The sequence below is a fragment of the Candidatus Magnetaquicoccus inordinatus genome, assembly GCF_004217665.1.
Lineage (GTDB): Bacteria > Pseudomonadota > Magnetococcia > Magnetococcales > Magnetaquicoccaceae > Magnetaquicoccus > Magnetaquicoccus inordinatus.
The window spans coordinates 1-3259 of the sequence record NZ_RXIU01000297.1 but is presented as its reverse complement, the minus strand read 5'-3'; the positions used below and the strand labels follow the sequence as shown (position 1 = coordinate 3259).

Below are 3259 nucleotides of genomic sequence, written 5' to 3'. Positions count from 1 at the left end.
CTCGGTAGTTAAGCTCCTCAGCGCCGATGATACTGCATCTCAAGATGTGGGAAAGTAGGACACTGCCAGGAAGTTTTTTTTATAGGCTGCAAGGAGTAAGCGTCGTGAAAAGCTTCATGGCTACCCCTAAAGATATCACCCGTCAGTGGTGCCTGATCGATGCAGAAGGCGTTGTGTTGGGTCGGCTGGCAAGTGAAGCGGCACGCCGCTTGCGCGGCAAGCATAAACCGATCTACACACCATTCATGGATACCGGTGATTTTATTGTCGTTGTGAATGCTGAAAAGGTTCGGTTGACCGGAAGCAAAATGAGCGACAAAATGTATTATCGGCACAGCCGTTATCCGGGTGGTTTGCGTTCGATCAATGCGGAGGGTTTGTTGGCTGGTCCGCATCCCGAACGGGCAATTGAGACAGCCATTCGTGGCATGTTGCCCAAAAACAAACTCGGTAGGCAGATGTTCCGCAAATTAAAGATTTACAAGGGTCCAAACCATCCCCATGCAGCGCAACAACCGGTTGCCCTGGAGATGGATAAGCAGTAAAGGTATTCACGCCCCTGGGTATATCCCAGATCAAGATGGAGTGTGTGTGTTATGTCTTTGGCGAATGCAACATACGCGACCGGCAAGCGCAAAGAGGCTGTGGCGAAAGTTTGGATCATGGCCGGTTCCGGCAAAATTACGGTCAACAAGAGGGAGTTGAGCGAATATTTTGGTCGGGATGTTTTGAGCATGATCGTTCGTCAGCCCTTCAAAGTGACTGAGACGGAAGATAAGTTTGATGTGGTGGTCTCCACCAATGGTGGAGGGATCTCCGGTCAGGCCGGGGCGATCAAGCATGGCATCTCCAAAGCCTTGATCATCTATGAGCCTGAGCATCGTGCGGTATTGAAAAAAGCAGGGTTCTTGACCCGCGACTCTCGTACCGTCGAACGCAAAAAATATGGTCAGCACAAGGCTCGTAAGAGTACACAATACTCAAAACGTTAAGGCTGGTGTGTGGTCAGCAAAAAGAGGGGAGGCTTTACAGCCTCCCTTTTTTTATGTGTGCGTGCAGGATGACAGAAAATCTGTGGCCAGAATTGTGACTTTCTGTTCCTGGGAGGGGGAAAAATATTTTTTTCAAATTCGTTTTGCGCTTTTTGCAAAAAATTTATAGAGTATGGAGAAAAAAATAGGATTTCCGATCTAACGGCAAGGAGTCGATTCGTGGCAACGCAAAGTCAAGAGCAGAAGGTACATTCGGGTAGTCGATGGCGGTTATGGGGAATTTTTGCGGGCGGTTTGGCAGCAGGGGTGTTTGGTTTTGCGCTGTTCCATTTTTTGATCATGGATGGCTTTACCAACAGTCTGGAGATGTGTATCTCTTGCCATGAGATGGATGGGGTGTACAAGGAGTATCAACAGAGTACCCACTATAAAAATCCGTCAGGTGTGCGTGTGGTTTGCGCCAGTTGTCATATTCCCCATGGCAAAGGGGTGATGGATTATGTGGATAAACTGCTGGATAAGGTGATTGTGGGTGGACGGCATCTGTATCATCATGTGATTGGTACCTATCCAGATGCGGAAGCTTTTGAAAAAGCGCGTTACCGCTTGGCGCAACAGGTATTGGAAAACATGCGCCAGCGTGATTCAAAAGAGTGTCGGCAGTGCCACAGTTATGAATCGATGCTCTTTGCCCGCCAGGATCGTTCAGCGGCCAGCAAACATGAGCGCATGATGAAAGAGGGGAACAAAACATGTGTCGATTGCCACTCCGGCATCGTTCATGAAGAGCCCAAGGAACCAGTAGCTGAGAACAATTGATTGTCCTGCAGCACGTAATCGCTCAGTGTGGGTTTGTACCAGGAGTAAAAGAGCTCGCACTATCCAGGGTTGAGATTTTTATAGCAGTTGATCGATAGGGGTGAGGGAATGATGAATAGGGACAAAAATAGGGATTTCAAGTTGTCTCGTCGTGCTGGCTTGCTTGTGACACTGTTAGCAATGGCAACAGGGATGAGCGGAGCAGCACTGGCTTCTGAACGAGAGCAATATGTGCAGTCGGTTATCTCCTTGTTGCGCACACATGCCGATACCATTCGCCAACTGGCATCACAGGATTTTAAGTATAGTCGCAACCTGGCACGCCATGCCGATGCTTTGATCCATACCTTTGGCTTGTTGGGACCAATGGACTGGCATGCTGCAGAAGCAAGCTTTTTACATAAAAAGCATGGTGACAGCGCTCATCTGCAACCGGCTGATTTTGATCGCTTGGCTGATCAATGCCAAAAGTCGATGCGCACGCTCCAGACCACCTCCCTGCAGCATGTAGAGCATGGCGGTTCCGCAAAACCGGTGCTCAAAGCCTTGGAGGATATTCAGGGCAAGTGCACCGGTTGTCATGATCTGTTGGATGGCGCCGCCCCGGATGTCTGGGGCAAGCATGGCAAAAAATAGTGGGGAATATGGCACTTATAGTTATGAAGAGGGAATTTCCAGCAGCTCCACTTCAAAAATTAAAGTAGAATTCCCCGCAATCAATAGACCAGCCCCTGCTACACCATAGGCCAGATCTGGGGGAATAACAAAGCGGTAATGGCTTCCCACCGACATCATTTGCAGCCCCTCACGCCAGCCGGAAATGACATCCATCAGGCTGATGTTGAGGGGTTGATTGCGTGCATAAGAGCTGTCAAATTCCACGCCATTAATCAGTGTTCCTCGATAATGGACCAGTACTTGACTGGTGGAATCTGGTTTGGGGCCATCGGCATCACGTAACACCTCCCACTGCAGACCACGGCGGCTTACGGAGACACCCGGGCGTTGTGCATTGGCTTTCTGGTATTCGGTACCTTTCTTTTCATGGTAGTCGGCCCGTTTGCGACCCAGAAGAAAGTTAAAGAGTATGGTGCGAAATTTGCCGAGGGACATGGCGAGCTATCCAGTGCAAGTAGGTTGTTATAATAGTACAATTGCCGCAGTGTATCACCATTTTGGAGAAATTGTGAAGTCGCAAATTTGCAAAAAACACAGAATTTGCCTTGCTCCCTGTACTGGTAATTGCTTGTATCCGCATTGGTGCAAGGGATAAGGTGCAGAACCCTGGTTCGGCGGGCTGTTTGCTATTAAAATGTTTTTATTTGGGTAACTATTCAGGTTCATGCTGGCTTGCTAGGTCTACCCGGTTTGCGATGACTCGCCAGCTCTACCCCCATGGGGATGCTGTACGAATTGGCGCAAAAATGCGCGCCAACCCGCACAGCTTG

General features: G+C 49.2%; 5 protein-coding genes. 4 read left to right on the top strand and 1 reads right to left on the bottom strand.

What is annotated here, in order from left to right:
- The first annotated feature begins 104 nt into the window (after positions 1 to 104).
- The 4 genes from rplM to EJP87_RS14855 all read left to right on the top strand — a co-directional run bounded on the left by rplM (position 105) and on the right by EJP87_RS14855 (position 2447).
- Positions 105 to 545, top strand: a complete 441-nt coding sequence (rplM, locus tag EJP87_RS14870; protein ID WP_130472646.1) for a 50S ribosomal protein L13 — start codon at positions 105 to 107, stop codon at positions 543 to 545.
- 51 nt (positions 546 to 596) lie between these two features.
- A complete protein-coding gene (gene rpsI / locus EJP87_RS14865; protein WP_130472645.1) occupies positions 597 to 992 on the top strand; it encodes a 30S ribosomal protein S9 in 396 nt (131 codons plus the stop codon).
- Positions 993 to 1211: 219 nt separating this feature from the next.
- Positions 1212 to 1811 carry a NapC/NirT family cytochrome c gene (locus EJP87_RS14860; RefSeq protein WP_193771422.1) on the top strand — a complete coding sequence of 200 codons (600 nt, stop codon included), beginning with the start codon at positions 1212 to 1214 and terminating at the stop codon, positions 1809 to 1811.
- A gap of 141 nt (positions 1812 to 1952) precedes the next feature.
- Positions 1953 to 2447 (top strand): cytochrome c, encoded by a 495-nt coding sequence (locus tag EJP87_RS14855; RefSeq protein ID WP_193771421.1) that lies wholly within the window; start codon positions 1953 to 1955, stop codon positions 2445 to 2447.
- Positions 2448 to 2468: 21 nt separating this feature from the next.
- Here EJP87_RS14855 and EJP87_RS14850 read toward each other — a convergent pair whose 3' ends face one another.
- A complete protein-coding gene (locus EJP87_RS14850; RefSeq protein WP_130472642.1) occupies positions 2469 to 2924 on the bottom strand; it encodes an FKBP-type peptidyl-prolyl cis-trans isomerase in 456 nt (151 codons plus the stop codon).
- Positions 2925 to 3259: the final 335 nt, after the last annotated feature.

Excerpts from the sequence above, each read along its gene's own strand:
- rpsI (WP_130472645.1), top strand. The coding sequence starts at position 597 with ATGTCTTTGGCGAATGCAACATACGCGACCGGCAAGCGCAAAGAGGCT.
- EJP87_RS14850 (WP_130472642.1), bottom strand. The coding sequence starts at position 2,924 with ATGTCCCTCGGCAAATTTCGCACCATACTCTTTAACTTTCTTCTGGGT.